16 protein-coding genes are annotated in these 14,035 nt (G+C 66.3%); 6 read left to right on the plus strand and 10 right to left on the minus strand.

What is annotated here, in order from left to right:
* Positions 1-11 precede the first annotated feature (11 nt).
* A complete protein-coding gene (locus CK489_RS01520; RefSeq protein ID WP_095731040.1) occupies positions 12-983 on the minus strand; it encodes a cell division protein FtsX in 972 nt (323 codons plus the stop codon).
* The gene (gene ftsE, locus CK489_RS01525) at positions 976-1,635 is read right to left on the minus strand and encodes a cell division ATP-binding protein FtsE (protein ID WP_021079468.1); all 660 of its coding nucleotides are present in this window, start codon (positions 1,633-1,635) and stop codon (positions 976-978) included. Before ftsE ends, CK489_RS01520 begins: the two co-directional genes overlap by 8 nt.
* Before the next feature lie 177 nt (positions 1,636-1,812).
* On the opposite strand from ftsE, the gene CK489_RS01530 reads away from it, so the two are divergent.
* On the plus strand, positions 1,813-2,673 hold the full coding sequence (locus CK489_RS01530) for an MJ0042-type zinc finger domain-containing protein (RefSeq protein ID WP_095731041.1): 861 nt from the start codon (positions 1,813-1,815) through the stop codon (positions 2,671-2,673).
* 37 nt (positions 2,674-2,710) lie between these two features.
* A complete protein-coding gene (locus CK489_RS01535; RefSeq protein ID WP_095731185.1) occupies positions 2,711-3,088 on the plus strand; it encodes a response regulator in 378 nt (125 codons plus the stop codon).
* Between the two features lie 138 nt (positions 3,089-3,226).
* Here the strand turns inward: CK489_RS01535 and CK489_RS01540 are convergent, their stop codons facing one another.
* Positions 3,227-5,854 (minus strand): TIGR02302 family protein, encoded by a 2,628-nt coding sequence (locus CK489_RS01540; protein ID WP_198960797.1) that lies wholly within the window; start codon positions 5,852-5,854, stop codon positions 3,227-3,229.
* Between the two features lie 172 nt (positions 5,855-6,026).
* Here CK489_RS01540 and CK489_RS01545 point away from each other — a divergent pair, with 172 nt between their 5' ends.
* Both CK489_RS01545 and CK489_RS01550 read left to right on the plus strand, forming a co-directional pair.
* Positions 6,027-6,407, plus strand: a complete 381-nt coding sequence (locus tag CK489_RS01545) for a carboxymuconolactone decarboxylase family protein (protein WP_050629459.1) — start codon at positions 6,027-6,029, stop codon at positions 6,405-6,407.
* A 193-nt stretch (positions 6,408-6,600) separates the two neighbouring features.
* Entirely contained in the window at positions 6,601-7,512 is a 912-nt protein-coding gene (locus CK489_RS01550) for an NAD(P)-dependent oxidoreductase (RefSeq protein WP_095731042.1), read from the plus strand.
* Between the two features lie 177 nt (positions 7,513-7,689).
* Here the strand turns inward: CK489_RS01550 and lysA are convergent, their stop codons facing one another.
* The 3 genes from lysA to argH form a co-directional block, all read right to left on the minus strand.
* On the minus strand, positions 7,690-8,955 hold the full coding sequence (gene lysA, locus CK489_RS01555) for a diaminopimelate decarboxylase (RefSeq protein ID WP_095731043.1): 1,266 nt from the start codon (positions 8,953-8,955) through the stop codon (positions 7,690-7,692).
* 72 nt (positions 8,956-9,027) lie between these two features.
* Positions 9,028-9,297, minus strand: coding sequence for an LPS translocon maturation chaperone LptM (lptM, locus tag CK489_RS01560; protein WP_050629457.1), 270 nt, complete (start codon positions 9,295-9,297; stop codon positions 9,028-9,030).
* A gap of 92 nt (positions 9,298-9,389) precedes the next feature.
* Positions 9,390-10,787 carry an argininosuccinate lyase gene (gene argH, locus CK489_RS01565; protein WP_095731044.1) on the minus strand — a complete coding sequence of 466 codons (1,398 nt, stop codon included), beginning with the start codon at positions 10,785-10,787 and terminating at the stop codon, positions 9,390-9,392.
* Positions 10,788-10,915: 128 nt separating this feature from the next.
* On the opposite strand from argH, the gene tlpA reads away from it, so the two are divergent.
* Positions 10,916-11,596, plus strand: a complete 681-nt coding sequence (gene tlpA, locus CK489_RS01570; RefSeq protein ID WP_050629509.1) for a thiol:disulfide interchange protein TlpA — start codon at positions 10,916-10,918, stop codon at positions 11,594-11,596.
* On the opposite strand, the gene CK489_RS01575 is transcribed toward tlpA, so the two are convergent.
* From CK489_RS01575 to CK489_RS01585, 3 genes are all read right to left on the minus strand, one after another.
* Positions 11,597-11,785: a putative motility protein gene (locus CK489_RS01575; protein ID WP_050629455.1), complete on the minus strand. Its 189-nt coding sequence runs from the start codon at positions 11,783-11,785 to the stop codon at positions 11,597-11,599.
* A 68-nt stretch (positions 11,786-11,853) separates the two neighbouring features.
* A complete protein-coding gene (locus CK489_RS01580) occupies positions 11,854-12,072 on the minus strand; it encodes a helix-turn-helix domain-containing protein (protein ID WP_021079458.1) in 219 nt (72 codons plus the stop codon).
* Between the two features lie 10 nt (positions 12,073-12,082).
* Positions 12,083-12,658 carry a DUF2975 domain-containing protein gene (locus CK489_RS01585; protein WP_050629454.1) on the minus strand — a complete coding sequence of 192 codons (576 nt, stop codon included), beginning with the start codon at positions 12,656-12,658 and terminating at the stop codon, positions 12,083-12,085.
* Positions 12,659-12,743: 85 nt separating this feature from the next.
* Between CK489_RS01585 and CK489_RS01590 the strand changes: the two genes are divergently transcribed.
* The gene (locus tag CK489_RS01590) at positions 12,744-13,112 is read left to right on the plus strand and encodes a chlorophyllide reductase (protein ID WP_095731045.1); all 369 of its coding nucleotides are present in this window, start codon (positions 12,744-12,746) and stop codon (positions 13,110-13,112) included.
* A 7-nt stretch (positions 13,113-13,119) separates the two neighbouring features.
* Here the strand turns inward: CK489_RS01590 and CK489_RS01595 are convergent, their stop codons facing one another.
* Complete coding sequence (locus CK489_RS01595) at positions 13,120-13,971, minus strand: LysR substrate-binding domain-containing protein (protein WP_050629452.1); 852 nt, start codon at positions 13,969-13,971, stop codon at positions 13,120-13,122.
* Positions 13,972-14,035: the final 64 nt, after the last annotated feature.

A 14,035-nucleotide genomic window follows, 5' to 3' on the forward strand; every position in this document is an offset into this window, starting at 1 on the left:
GCCGCCGGCCGTCAGTCGATGTCGTCGAGCGTGGCGAACAGGGTGCGCCGCGACGCCCATGCCGTGATCGCCGCGATCAGCACCGCCTGCAACGCCAGCACCAGATAGCCCGACGGACGCAACGAGAAGGTGCCGAGCAGGGCCGCGAACTGGTCGCCCACCGGCGTGCCGGAGAACCAGTTGGCGATCGACTCGGAGAAGCCGAACGCCAGCATCGCCGCGCCGCCGCCGATCAGCCCGCCCTCGAGGCCGAGCCGGAGGAAGTGCCGCAGGAAGCGGTTGGCGATGAAGCTGTCGCCGGCGCCGACGAAATGCAGCACCTCGACGATCGGGCGGTTGGCGGCCATCGCGCCGCGGGTGGCGAACGACACCGAAATGATCGTGGCGATGATCACGAGGATCAGGATGCCGACGCCGGCGAACACCGTGGCGCCGGTCATCGAGCGCATGCGCTCGATCCAGGCCCGGTGATCGTCGACACTTGCAGTCGGCGCCGCCTGCGTCACCCGCGCGCGCAAGCCCGCGAGATCGAGCGTGGTGCCGGGCTGCACCCGCGCCACGATGACGCGCGGCACCGGCAGCTCGTCGATCGAGAGCCCGCTGCCGAGCCACGGCTCCAGCAGCTTGGCGCTCTCCTCCTTGCTGAACGGACGGACCTCGAGGATGCCGGACTGCGCCCGCATCGCATCGCTTGCTGCCTGCGCATCGCGATCGAGATCGCGGCCCGGCGAAGGGCGCACCTGGATGGTGATCTCGCTCGAGACTTCCGACTGCCATTCGGCGGCGGACGCGCTGACCAGCAGCACGGTGCCTGTCGTCAGCGAGGCGAGGAAGGTCATGATTGCGACCACGGCGACCAGCGCGCGGCCGGAGATCGATGCGCGCGGCACGATCGGCGACATGTTGCGCGCCGTGGCCGGGACTTGCGGACGCTCGCGCCCGAGATCGACCAACGACACTTTCTCGTCGCCGCTCCTACTCATAGATGTGCAGCCGTCCCTGATGCAGCACCAGCCGCCGCGCCTCGTATTGATCCATCAGCGTGATGTCGTGGGTCGCGATGATGACTGCGGTGCCGGACTTGTTCAGCTCGATGAACAGCCGCAGCAGGCGGCGTCCGAGCGTCGGATCGACGCTGCCGGTCGGCTCGTCCGCCAGCAGCAATTGCGGCCGCGAGATCACCGCGCGCGCGATCGCGGCGCGCTGCTTCTCGCCGCCCGACAGGATCGGCGGCAGCGCATCCATCCGCTCGCCGAGGCCGACCCATTTCAACAGGTCGATCACCTCGCGGCGATAGGTCGATTCCTCGCGGCCCATCACGCGGAACGGCAGCGCGACGTTCTCATAAGTGGTCATGTGATCGAGCAGGCGGAAATCCTGCAGCACGATGCCGATCCGCTTGCGCAGGTCGGCGACCTGGTCCTTGCTCAGCAGGGAGACATCCTTGCCGAACAGATTGACCAGCCCGCGGGTCGGCCGCAGCGACAGGAACAAAAGCCGCAGCAGCGAGGTCTTGCCCGCGCCGGACGGCCCGGTGAGGAACTGGAACGAGTGCGCCGGGATCATGAAGGAGAGGTCGCGCAAAATCTCCGGGCCGAGCCCGTAGCGCAGACCGACATTTTCGAACCGAACCAATGCGCTAGCTCCGTTCGAGAGGGCCTGGTGGCCCAATACCCAACACTGACGGCGGCCCGAACGCCCCGCCGAGCGGCCGCGAACCGCACCGAAAGCTTGTGCGACCGTTATGGTTTCCGATTCGTTAACGGTCGCTCAGTAGCATCCGGGCATACCACACGGTGGAGATTCGGCTCCATGCATATCGTTTGCCCGCATTGTACAACATCCTATGCCATCAATCCGGCCACCCTCGGGGAGGCCGGACGCACCGTCCGTTGTTCCCGCTGCCGCGAGGTCTGGCTGGCCCGGCCGGAGGATGCGATCGGGGCGACCGCGCCCACCCTGGCCTACGAGGCCGCCGGCTCCGATCTTGCCGCCGAATGGGAGGCGATGGGCCGCGAGGAGACCGACGAGACCCCGGTGGTCGAGAGCCCGTCGATTTCGGCCGATTTGCCCGAGGGCGATGCCGCGACCGCGTGGCCGGCGGTGGCCGAGGCGGATGCCGCGGCCCATGCCGACGGCCAGGAAGCCACCGGAAAGCGCCGCTTCCGCCTGCCGCGGTTTCCCCGCCTGTTCCGCCTGCCTTCCCTGCCCCGGATTCCCTTCATGCCCGTGATCGGCGCGCTGCCGACCACCTGCGCTGCGATGGCCGCGCTGATCATCGCGCTGTTCGTGTGGCGCAACGACGTAGTGCGGCTGCTGCCGCAGACGGCGCTGTTCTACAAGATGGTCGGGCTCGACGTGAATCTGCGCGGGCTTGCCTTCAAGGACCTCAAGATCACCAACGAGACCGTGGACGGCAAGCCGGTGCTGGTCATCGAGGGCATGATCGTCGGCCAGACCAGGAAGCCGGTCGAATTGCCGCGGCTGCGCTTCTCGGTGCGCGACGCGCAGGGCGCCGAGATCTATGCCTGGAATGCGGTGCTGGAGCAGCCGGTGCTCAATCCGGGCGAGCGCGCCTTCTTCAAGTCGCGCCTCGCCTCGCCGCCGCCCGAAGGCCGCAATATCGACGTACGCTTCTTCAACAAGCATGACCTCACCGGCGGCCGCGCCTGAGGCTGCGCGCCAACACTTGCGGGAACCGACACTCACCATGACGCGTGTTCTGATCGCCGACGACGAAGATTCGATGCGCTCGCTGGTGGCGCGCGCCATCGCGATGGACGGCCACGAGACCGTGACCGCGCAGGACGGCGCCGAGGCGCTGGAGGTTCTGACGCGCGACGAAGGCGCGTTCGACCTTTTGCTCACCGACATCCAGATGCCCGTGATGGACGGCATCGCGCTGGCGCTGACCGCGGCGCGCGACTTTCCGGAGTTGAAGATCCTGCTGATGACCGGCTTCGCCCATCAGCGCGAGCGCGCCTCCGGCCTCGAGGCGATCGTGCACGACGTGGTGACCAAGCCGTTCTCGGTGGCGGATATCCGCACCGCTGTGGCGGACGCGCTGGCGGCGCGGAAGGCGCAATAGTTCAACACACATTCGGTGTCATACCCCGCGCATGCGGGGTATCCAGTACGCCGCGACCTCTCGATTCAAGCACTAGCGTCTCTGGAATACTGGATCGCCCGGTCGAGCCGGGCGATGACAGCCGAGATGATGGCCGGATCAATAATCCTTCAGCAGCCGCTCGATGTAGTCGAGCTCGATCTGCGGCCGTGACGGATCGGCGAGGCGGCGGCGCAGCTCTTCGAGGATGCGGCGGACGCGCTGGACGTCGATCTCGCCGGGGATCTTCACCGTGTAGTCGTCGCCGAATTCGCGGCCATGCAGCGGACGGCCGAGCGGATCGGTCTGGTTGCCGCCGCTCTGCTGGCGGCCGGCGCGGTTGCCGGGGCCATCGCCGGGCTGATCGCCGTCACCCTGCTGCATCGCATCGGCAAGGCTCTGGGCGCCCTTGCGCAGCGCATCCAGCGCGCGGCCCTGCGAATCCACCGCGCCGTCGGCGTTGCCCTCGCCGAGCCGGCCGGAGGCATCGCCCATCGCGGAATCGGCCTGGTCGAGCCCATCGCCGTCGTCGCCCTGATCCCCCTGATCGCCGCCTTGCTCGCCCTGCTGGGCCTGATCGCCCTTCTGACCTTTCTGGCCCTTCTGGCCGCGCTGCTCCGGCCCCATGCCGCGCTTGGCGAGCTCGTCCTGCAGCTTCTTCAGGCGGTCGCGCAGCGCCTGCTGATCCTGCTGCAGGTCGCCCATCGACTGGTCGCCCTGCTTGCCGCGCATGCGGTCGCGGCGGGAGTCCTGGCCCTGCTTGAAGGTCTTGTCGCGCAACTGCTGCTGCTTGCGGATCATGTCGCCGAGCTCGTTGAGCGACTGCTGCATGTCGTCGTCGCCCTGGTTGGGCTGCGCCATCTGCAGGTTTTCCAGCATCTGCTGCATCTGTTCGAGCAGCTGGCGCGCCGCATCCTTGTCGCCGGAGCGCGACAGCCGCTCCATGCGATCGAGCATGTTCTTGAGGTCCTGCTGGCTCAGCACCTTGGCATTGGGATCGAGCGGCCGGGCGAGCTGCTGCGGATTGTTGCGGAACTGCTCGACCATCTGACGCAGGAAATTGTCCAGCGCCGCGCGCAGATTGTCGGTTAACTTCTTGATCTCCTCGTCGGTCGCGCCGCGCTCCAGCGCCTGCTTGAGCGCGTCCTGCGCCGCGCGCAGCGCCTTGTCGACGTCGCTGATATTGCCGTCCTCGATGGTGACGGCGAGCGCCCACAGGCTGGCGACGACCTCGCGCAGCTGATCGTCGGTGCGCGCCGCCTCGAGCTGGCGGGCCACGGTGTGGAGGCCGAGATAATAGCCGGTCTCCGGCATGAACATTTCCGGCGCGATCATCAGCGCATCGAGCGCGGCGTAGACCTGGCCGTTCTGGTTGGCATCGAGCGCCAGGATGCGGCGCTGCTCGATCAGCGCGCGCGCCAGCGGCTTGGTGAACAGCCGCTCCGGCAGCCGCATGTTGAAGGGCTCGCTCTTGCCCTCATTGCCAGCCTCGTCCTTGGCGGTCAGCGTCAGCGTCACGTCGGCGCCGGCATAGGGATCTTCGCTGAGGTCCTTGACGGTCTGGCCGACGCCGTTGCGGGTGCGCGCATTCGGCAGCACCAGCGCGAACTGCGGCGGCTCGAACAGCGGCCGCGGCTGCGCGGCCTTGCCGTCGGCATCCTTGGTCGAATCCTTGGTCGCGTCTTTGGGCGCATCGGCGGGCCGCGCCGCGAACTGCGCGTGCGCTTCGGTCACGCCGTAATCGTCCTCGAGCCGGTAGGACATCTGCAGGGCGCCGCGCGCCTGCCGCTCCGGATCCTTGGCGAGCGCGATCGACGGCGGGCGGTCGGGCGTCGCAGTGAATTTCCACTGCGGCTGGCCGGCCGGCGCGCGGACATGCGCGGTGCCGTCGCCGGTGATCTTGAAATGCCGCTCATTGGTGCCCTTCGGCGCCTGCCCTTCCGGCGCCACCTCGGCAACGCCGCCACCGACCACGACGTCGATGGTGCCGCCACTGGAGCGCACCAGCAGCGTGCTGCCCGAGGGAACCGCGAGCGGGGTGGTGTCGGCCGCGTTGGCGTCCTTGTTGGCGTTCGACAGGATGATCGGCGGCTTGCCGGTGTAGTTCGGCGGCGTCACCCAGGCGTCGACCCTGACATTGGCCGGCGCCATGATGCCGTTCCAGTCGAACGCGGAGGCGACCCGCAGCCCGCGCTCGTCGCCGGCCGCGATATAGCTTGCGACCAGCATGACGATGACCAGCGCGCGCAGCGCCCAGGGGTCGTGCAGCGAGACGCGCGGCCGCGGCAGGCCGGCGCGGATGCGCTTGATCGAAGCCAGCGTGCGCTCGCGCTGCGCCTGCCACAGCGCCAGCGCAAACGGATCCTTGTTGGTGAGCGTATCGGACAGCGTGGTAGCGGGGCGATGCGGGATGCCGGCGCCGCGGTCGAGCCGGCTCAGGCCCTCCTCGCGGCTCGGCCAGCGGAAGCGCGCCAGCGGCGCCAACGCCGCGAGCGCGGCAAGGCCGAACAGGCCGGCACCGGCGACGCGTGCGGCAAACGGCAGCAGCAGCCACAGCCCGGCCCAGGACGCGACCAGGAACAAACCCACGACCGTCAGGAACCGCGCCAGATGCGGCCAGGCCCGTTCCCACGCAATCGCGAATCTTGCCCGCTGCAGAGCCTCGATCAATTTCAGCCGCGCGATCGCATCGCTGTCGCGGACCGCGCGTGAGGCGTTGTCAGACGGGTCGATGTTGGCTCCGCTCAATAAAATCTCCGGGGTAGCCGGCAGGTCAGCCTAGCACGGCGGCGGCTTTGAGGCACCCGTTCCGGGGCGTAACCCACACCGGGAAATACGCATAACACGAAGGCGTGACTGCGGCGGTTCGACCCCGTAACTTCCCGGCCCGAACCAACGCCTTAACGCACGAGGAAACGATATGGACCAGAAGACGCACGACAAGGGGCTCGAAATCCGCAAGGCGGTGCTCGGCGAGGCCTATGTCAACAATGCGCTGAAGAACTCGGACAGCTTCAACAAGCCGTTCCAGGAACTCGTCACGGAATATTGCTGGGGCGCAGTCTGGGGCCGCGAGGAGCTGCCGCGCAAGACCCGCAGCATGCTCAACCTCGCCATGATCTCGATCCTGAACCGGCCGCACGAACTGAAGGCGCACATCAAGGGCGCGCTGACCAACGGCGTGTCCCGCGACGAGATCCGCGAGATCTTCATGCAGGTCTCGATCTATGCCGGCATCCCGGCCGGCGTCGACAGCTTCCGCATCGCGCGCGAGGTGTTCGCCGAACTCGACAAGGCGTGAGGCGCTGCTGCCTCCGCATCGTCGTCCCGGCGAAAGCCGGGACCCATAACCACAGGCCTTCGTGGTTAGAGATGCTGGAGCGCCAGCCTCGCACAACAATCGAAAGCGGTGGTTATGGGTCCTGGCTTTCGCCAGGACGACACTGAATGTGGGGCGCGGAACATCGCGCATAACAAAGAAAAGGAAACGACCCATGGAAATCGGATTCATCGGCCTCGGGAAGATGGGCTTCCCGATGGCGCGCCGGCTGATCGAGGCCGGCCACAAGCTCACCGTGTTCGACACCAGCAAGGACGCGCTCGACAGGCTGGTTGCGCTCGGCGCTGCGGCGGCATCGTCGCCGAAGGACATCGCCGACCGCGTCGAGACCGTGATGGCGAGCCTGCCGTCGCTGCAGGCCTCGCTCGAGGTTGCGACCGGCCCAGGCGGCGTGATCGAGGGCACGCGCGTCAAGCGCTTCATCGATCTCTCCACCGTCGGCTCGCGGATGGCCGTGAAGATCCACGATCTGCTGGCGAACAAGAACATCGTGCAGATCGACAGCCCGGTCTCCGGTGGCGTGTCAGGCGCCGAGAAGGGCACGCTGGCGGTGATGGTGTCGGGCCCGCGCGCCGATTTCGAGCTGGTGAAATCCGCGCTCGACGTCATCGGCAAGGTGTTCTTCATCGGCACCAAGCCGGGCTCCGGCCAGACCATGAAGCTCGCCAACAACTTCCTGTCCGCAACCGCGATGGTCGCAACATCCGAGGCCGTCGTGATGGGCGTGAAGTCCGGGCTCGATCCCGCAGTCATGATCGACGTCATCAATGCCGGGTCCGGGCTGAACACCGCGAGCCGCGACAAGTTTCCGCGCTCGGTCTTGCCGCGCAGCTTCGACTTCGGCTTCGCCACCGGGTTGATGGTCAAGGACGTGCGCCTTGCCGTCGAGGAGATGCGCGCGCTCGGGCTGTCGATGGAAGTCGCCGAAGCAGTCGGCCGGCTCTGGGAGGTCATCATCCGCGACGAGGGACCGGAGTCGGATTTCACCGCGGCGATCAAGCCGATCGAGAAAGCTGCGGGCGTGATCGTCGGCGGGGCCAAGGGCGGTAGTCACGCCGCGAAGTAAGCGCCGTGAAAAAAAAGACGTCGTCCCGGGCAAGCAAAGCGCGACCCGGGACCCATAACCACAGGCGTTTGTGGTTTAGCTGGGCTGGAGCTCCAGCTCGGCATGACAATCAGGAGCGGTGGTTTTGGGTCCCGGCCTTCACCGGGACGACGCCGTTAGTGAGGCGCCATCAGCGCCTCACAGCCACGGCGCCGGCTTGTCCATCGCGATCAGCGCATCGACGTCGATGCGCGGGCGCACGACGGCGTACTGCTCGTCCTTGACCAGCACCTCCGGCACCAGCGGCCGCGTGTTGTAGGTGCCGGACTGCACCGCGCCATAGGCGCCCGCGGTCATGATCGCGAGGAGATCGCCGGCCTTCGGCTGCGGCAGCGCGCGGTCGAGCGCAAGATAGTCGCCGGTCTCGCAGACCGGGCCGACCACGTCTGCGACCATCGTGGGCGTATCAGGCGCCGGCTGCCGCACGGGCAGGATGTCGTGATACGCTTCATACAGCGTCGGCCGGATCAGATCGTTCATCGCGGCGTCGATGATGACGAAGTTCTTGGCATCGCCCGGCTTCACATGGATCACGCGGGCAACCAGGATGCCGGCATTGCCGACGATCATGCGGCCCGGCTCGAACATCAGCGTGCAACCGAGATTGTGCGTGACGCGCTTGACCATCGCGGCATAGGCACTGGGTTCCGGCGGCGCGGCGCGGTCCATGTAATAGGGAATGCCAAGGCCGCCGCCGAAATCGACATGCGAGATATCGTGACCGTCGGCGCGCAGCGTCTGCACGAATTCGGCGAGCAGCCGGAAGGCCGCCTCAAGCGGACCGAGATCGGTGATCTGGCTGCCGATATGCACGTCGGTGCCGGTGACCTTGATGCCCGGCAGCTTCGCCGCGCGGGCATAGACCTCGCGGGCGCGGGCGATCGGAATGCCGAACTTGTTCTCCGACTTGCCGGTGGAAATCTTGGCGTGAGTGCCGGCATCGACATCGGGATTGACCCGCACCGAGATCCGCGCCGTGGTCTTCATCTCGACCGCCAGCCGCGACAGCATTTCGAGCTCCGGCTCGGACTCGATGTTGATGCAGAGAATGTCGGTAGCGAGTGCGGCGCGCAGCTCGCTTTCGGTCTTGCCGACGCCGGAGAATACGATCTTCGACGGCGGAATGCCGGCCGCCAGCGCCCGCTTCAACTCACCGCCGGACACCACATCGGCGCCGGCGCCGAGCTTGGCCAGCGTGCGCAGCACCGACTGATTGGAGTTCGCCTTCATGGCGTAGCAGACCAGCGCCTTCTCGCCGGCGAAAGCCTCGGTGAAGACGCGGTAGTGCCGCTCCAGCGTCGCCGTCGAATAGCAATAGAACGGCGTGCCGACGGCGTCCGCGAGCTCAATGAGATTGACCGCCTCGGCATGCAGCACGCCGTTGCGATAGTCGAAATGATTCATGACGCGCTTTATTGTTTGAGCATGATCTCTTCGGAAAACCGCTTCGCACTTTTCCGCGTCATGCTCGAGATATTAATTGCCGAGCAGCGGATCGAGGACGAAGGGCCGTTTATTGCCACGCGTCGCGGCCGGCGCGGCATCCGAGCCATAGGTCGGATTGAACACGCTGGGCTGTGCCGCCCGCTCGCTCTCGGTGTCGCTCGCGGCTGCGCCCGGCGCGGCGTTCGCGGTCGGCGGCAGGTCAAGCGGTCCCTTGCGGCCGCAGCCGCCGAGCGCGAGCGCTGACACGCTCAGCACAATCATGGCCCATCCCGAGGGGGTCAGGCGGTTCTTGCTAATCACGACGAATTCCCCAATTCGGGCGGCACCATACAAACATTGGCGTGCTCTGGCGAGAGGCGGTGGCCTGAGAAATCACGACCAAATTTTGCGGTTCAGCCCAATTTTCGCTCTTTTTCCAGCCGCTTGGCCCAGGCCTTGGCCTGCGCCATCACATTCTTCGGCGCCGTGCCGCCAAACGAGGTCCGGCTCTTCACCGAGGATTCGACGCTGAGCACCTTGAGCGCGTCGGCGGTGATCTTCGGTTCGACCTCCTGCATGGCCGCAAGCGGCAGCTCGTGCAGTGCCACGCCCTTGCCGGAGGCCAGGCCGACGATCCGCCCGGTAACGTGGTGGGCATCGCGGAACGGCATTTTCAGGCTGCGCACCAGCCAGTCGGCAAGGTCGGTGGCGGTGGCGTAGCCCTCGCCGGCCGCGGCCTTCATCTTCGCCTCATCAGGCACCAGATCCTCGACCATGCCGGTCATGGCGCGGATCGCGAGCGACAGCGCCTCGAAGGCCTCCATCGCGCCCTGCTTGTCCTCCTGCATGTCCTTTTGATAGGCGAGCGGCAGGCCCTTCATCACGATCAGGAGCGCGGTGAGCGCGCCGATCACGCGGCCGGTCTTGGCGCGCACGAGTTCCGCCGCGTCCGGGTTGCGCTTCTGCGGCATGATCGACGAGCCGGTCGTGAACTTGTCGCTGAGCTTGACGAGACCGACCAGGGGCGAGGTCCAGATCACGATCTCCTCGGCGAAGCGCGACATGTGAACCGCGCAGATCGCGGCTGCGGAGAGCGTCTCGAGCACGAAATCGCGATCCGATACCGCGTCGAGCGAGTTGGCCATCGGCCGGTCGAAGCCGAGTGCCTTCGCCGTCGCGGCGCGGTCGATCGGAAAGGAGGTGCCGGCGAGCGCCGCGGCGCCGAGCGGCGATTCGTTCAGCCGCTTGCGCGCATCGGTGAAGCGGCCACGGTCGCGGCCGGCCATCTCGACATAGGCCAGCAGGTGATGGCCGAAGGTCACCGGCTGCGCGGTCTGCAGATGGGTGAAGCCCGGCATCACCGTTCCGGCATGCTCCAGCGCGCGGGTGACCAGCGCCTGCTGGAACGCAGCCAGCGCCGCGTTTGTCTCGTCGATGGTATCGCGGACATAGAGCCGGAAATCGGTCGCGACCTGGTCGTTGCGCGAGCGCGCGGTATGCAGCCGGCCCGCCGCGGGCCCGATCAGCTCGGACAGCCGCGACTCGACATTCATATGGATGTCCTCGAGCGCGCGCTTGAAGTCGAAATCGCCCTTGCCGATTTCTGACAAAATCGTGTCTAGACCTTTACCGATATTTTTCGCATCAGCTGACGTGATGATGCCTTGCGCGGCGAGCATCGCGGCGTGGGCCTTGGACGCGGCAATGTCCTGGGCATAGAGGTGCCGGTCGACGTCGATGGAGACGTTGATTTCCTCCATGATCGCGTCAGGACGCTCCGAGAACCGGCCGCCCCACATCTTGTTGCTCATGACATCTCGCTCACGAATTTGTATTTCAGGCCGTGCTGTTTCATTGGCCGTGGCGGCGAAACAGCATGGCGGTTCCTAACGTATTCCCGGCACTGCATAGCCATATCTGACCCAGGATGACAAACGATATGCCCGAGACGACCCCGTCCGAACCGACCGCCAAGCCGACGGCCAAATGGCGCATCCCGCTGGTGATCGGCGCCGTGCTGGTCGGAGCCGTGCTCGGCTATGTCGGGGTCTCCGGCCTCAGGCATCCGGCGGGCGGCGACGTCGCCTGCAACAGCGCGGTGGACCTGGCCAAGAAGATCGCCCCGCTGGCCCATGGCGAGGTCGCGGCGCTGACCATGGCGACCACCCCCTTGAGGCTGCCCGATCTCGCCTTCGAGGACGCCAACGGCCAGCCCAAGAAGCTGTCGGACTGGCGCGGCAAGACCGTGCTGGTCAATCTGTGGGCGACCTGGTGCGTGCCCTGCCGCAAGGAAATGCCGGCGCTCGACAGCCTGCAGACCAAGCTCGGCGGCAAGGATTTCGAGGTGGTCGCGATCAACATCGACACCCGCGACCCGGACAAGCCGAAAAACTTCCTGAAAGAGGCCAACCTGACCAATCTCGGCTATTTCAGCGACCAGAAAGCCAAGGTATTCCAGGACCTTAAGAACATAGGCAAGGCGCTGGGCATGCCGACCTCGGTGCTGGTCGACGGCAAGGGCTGCGAAATCGCCAATATCGCCGGCCCCGCCGAATGGGCGAGCGACGATGCGATCAAGCTGGTGAAGGCGGCTCTACAGCCTGCCGCGGCCGGCTTCTGATCAGGCGACGGCGTTGAGGTTGCCGCCGACGCCGGGCGCCAGATTCGCGGTAGAGGGGCTGCCGAGCAGGGTCTGAACCGCGAACTTTTCCGCGTCGAGGTTCTGCTTGGTCACGCGGGTCGCGATCTCACCCTGCAGATTGCCCTGCTGCATCGAGAGGATGCTGCTGACCATGCTCATCGTGTCCATACGCGGTACTCCCAAGTTCGACCTTAGGTAGCGCGCGAAAGTTAATGCTTGGGTAACGGATCGCCGTGTCAGGCTGACGCATCGTCGTCTTCATGGCGCAGGAGGTCGCCGGGCTGGCACTTCAGATAGGTGCAGATCCGCTCCAGCGTGTCGAACCGGACGCCCTTCACCTTGCCCTGCTTGAGCAGGGACAGATTGGCCTCGGTGATCCCGACATATTCAGCAAGCTCCTTCGATTTCACGTTGCGCTCGGCGAGCATCACGTTGAGCCGGACCCGGATCGGCATCGCAACCGCCTCAGACGAATTGCGCGTGCTCGTCGGCGATCGCATTGGCTTCAGCCATCACCCAGGCCGTGACCGCGACCAGACCCGCGAACAACAGCGCCAGCAGCGTGTCGGAGCCGAATGCGATGACGACGGACTTCCCCACCGCGTAGGTCTGCCAGCTCAGCAGGATCGAGAGCAACGCGCCGATCAGCGGCTTCATCACGGTCGAGGCCAGCATCGCAATCGCGAGGTCGCGCAACCCCGCGACATTATCCGCCGTGAAGAAGCGTCCCGCCGCGAACGAATTGAAGCAGCGCCGCACCCGCGACAGTCCCCAGATCAGACCGGCCAGCGGCAGCGCCGAGACCACGAGAGCGATCAGGCGGACCAGCCAGCCGATCGGATGGAACGCAATGCCGGTCAGCCCCGCATCGCGCAGGATCGCCTCATCCGGGCTCGCCAGCCAATAGGCCAGCAATCCCACGGCGAGCACGAACGAGATGCCGGTGCAGGCATAGGCAAGCAGGCGGCTGATCGCGCTGATGCGCGCGAGCCGGGCCGGCCGTGTCGACCGGGAAAGTTCTGACGAGAGGGACACAGACATGCTCGACCTCGGGACCGTTGACCTGATATTATTGTTTTACGATAATTAATATCTGCAAGTCAACATGCCTCGAAAGGTCCACCTCATGCTCGATTGTCCGGCGCACGCCATCTGCGCTCTTCTCTTACTGGCGACAGCCGCGCAGGCGCAGCCTTCGACATCGCGCGGACAGATCTCGGTGGCGCAGGTCAGGGCCATGCTGGATCAGGCCGCCACCAATCCGACCGCGCGCCAGACGTTGACGGCGTATCTGGCCGGGTCGGGCGAAACCGCCGGCTGGCTGCTGGATTCCGCGCGCGGCCTGCCGCCCTGTACCCGACGGCTGACGCTCGACGCCCAGCAGGCCCGCGATGCGATCGCAACTGCTCCCGCCACCGCCGCAGCCGAGACGCCGGCCACGCCGCTGATCATCCGCGACATGCTCAGGCGCGCCGGGTGTCGCTTGGCTGAATGACGGACGTCTAGGCCGCGTTCGCCGCAAAGGCTGCGCCGAGGGTGCGCAGCGCCTGCCGTGTCCGCGCGTCCGACAGTTTCGAGTGCAGCATGACGTCGCGCGACGGCAATGGCGGCAGGCCGAGCCGCGGCCCGAGGTCGATGGTATCGGCTGGCGCCACCCGGCGCGCCAGCGCGGCAACCGCGAGACCAGCTGATATCGCGGCCCCGATGGTCGATAGCCCGCCACCGACGAACGCCTCGGTCCAGGCGATGCCGGCAGCGTCGAGGACCTCGACCGCCATGGCCCGCACACTGCACGGCTCGGCTTGCGTCGCGAGCCGCAGCGGCTCGCCAGGCCGATGATGAAAATCGGGTGCAGCCATCCAGCCGAACGGCTCCTCGAACAGCACGTCGCCGTCGCGACGTTTGGCGTCATGACGCAGCACGACCGCCGCATCGAGCTTGCCGTCGTCGAATGCGCCGAGCACCGCGCGTGACGTATCGACATGCAGCTGGATCACCAGCCCCGGATCGGTGGCGTTCATCCGCTTCAACAGCGAGGCCAGCTCCGATCCGACGATGTGATGGCTGATGCCGACGACCAGGCGCCGATGCTCGACTGCAAACGAGCCGATCGCCGATTGATGCGCGGCGACCAGGTTGCGCGCCGCGCCTAGGAAGGCGGCGCCCTCGGCGGACAGCCGGACCAGCCGCGGCGTTCGCTCCAGCAGCCGCCGTCCGAGCCCGTCTTCCAGCCGCCTGATCTTCAGGCTGACCGCCGACTGCGTGGTCTCCATGACCTGCGCCGCGCGCGTGAAGCTGCTGAGATCCGCCACCAGGACAAAGGCCTGGACCGCCTCGACATCGAGCGCCTTCATGGAGCTACATTTAAAAATGATATCATTGAAATATCATTTCATATGATTTTTCAATGATCAAGAA

It is taken from the genome of Bradyrhizobium sp. UFLA03-84 (genome assembly GCF_002289535.1).
In the GTDB taxonomy this organism is placed as follows: Bacteria; Pseudomonadota; Alphaproteobacteria; order Rhizobiales; family Xanthobacteraceae; genus Bradyrhizobium; species Bradyrhizobium viridifuturi.